At 46.1% G+C, this 323-nt stretch carries 1 protein-coding gene; it reads left to right on the top strand.

Translation table 11 applies throughout. The features are described from left to right. Positions 1–136: 136 nt before the first annotated feature. The coding region (locus GQA99_RS21120; RefSeq protein ID WP_206194603.1) for a hypothetical protein at positions 137–323 on the top strand (187 nt) is incomplete at its 3' end.

Genomic DNA, 323 nt, shown 5'->3' with positions numbered 1-323 from the left:
TACCATTCATCAAACATACTGTAATACAAATCTTTGCTAAGTTACCCGGGATCGATCGTCGAAGTTCGTCTTCTACTCCGAACTAGCGAGTGGAAAGCGTAAACGTGGGGGACAATATCTGCGATTCAAGGACGTCTTGAAACGTAACCTGACCGCCTGCGATATCTCCACTGAACGCTGGGAGGACCTTGCTGTTTTAAGACCTGTTTGGCGTCACTGTGTCAAAACAGGGGTGGCCAACTTTGAACAAAATCGTCTGAAAGAGCTCGATGAAAAACGTCAAAAACGCAAGGATCGATCCCGAGTTTCCACTTATTACGATC

This window comes from Shewanella litoralis (genome assembly GCF_009828585.1).
Taxonomy (GTDB): Bacteria; Pseudomonadota; Gammaproteobacteria; order Enterobacterales; family Shewanellaceae; genus Shewanella; species Shewanella litoralis.
The sequence above is the reverse complement of the archived record's forward strand: the minus strand, read 5'-3'. Positions and strand labels throughout refer to the sequence as shown.